The sequence below is a fragment of the Bacillus sp. FJAT-27001 genome, assembly GCF_019039175.1.
GTDB lineage: Bacteria > Bacillota > Bacilli > Bacillales > Bacillaceae > Bacillus > Bacillus velezensis.
Genome location: NZ_JAHOAA010000008.1, coordinates 93,149 through 93,847, shown reverse-complemented (window position 1 = coordinate 93,847; position 699 = coordinate 93,149). Strand labels below are relative to the sequence as shown.

1 protein-coding gene is annotated in these 699 nt (G+C 59.7%); it reads left to right on the top strand.

What is annotated here, in order from left to right; translation table 11 throughout:
- Positions 1 to 699 (top strand): AMP-binding protein (locus BGM27_RS18230; RefSeq protein ID WP_217031333.1); only part of this gene is annotated, 699 nt, incomplete at both ends.

Below are 699 nucleotides of genomic sequence, written 5' to 3'. Positions count from 1 at the left end.
AACGGCGTGACCATCACCTTCCTGCCGACGCAGCTGGCCGAACAATTTATGGAGCTGGAAAATACCTCTCTCCGCATGCTTCTCGTCGGCGGCGACAAGCTGAAGCGGGCGGTGAAACAGCCGTACACGATCGTCAACAACTACGGCCCGACGGAAAACACCGTCGTCGCGACAAGCGGCGTCATCAATCCGGAGGAAGGATCGCTTTCGATCGGACGGGCGATTGCCAATACGAGAGTTTATATTCTCGGCGACGGCGATCAGGTGCAGCCGGAAGGCATTGCCGGTGAATTGTGTGTGGCCGGCCGCGGTCTGGCGCGCGGATACCTGAACCGTGAAGAAGAAACGGCGAAGCGGTTTACCGCAGATCCGTTCGTGCCGGGCGAGCGCATGTACCGGACCGGCGACCTCGTCAAGTGGAACGCGCAGTGCGGCATCGAATACATCGGCCGTATTGATCAGCAGGTCAAAGTGCGAGGCTACCGGATCGAGCTTTCAGAAATCGAAGTCCGCCTCTCCCAGCTTGCGGACGTTCATGACGCAGCGGTGACGGCCGTGGAAGACAAAGCGGGCAATACCGCGCTTTGCGCCTATGTCGCTCCTCAGCAGGACGATATCGAAACGCTCAAAGCCGCGCTGAAAGACACGCTGCCTGACTACATGGTGCCGGCGTTCTGGGTGGAGATGGACGAGCTTCCG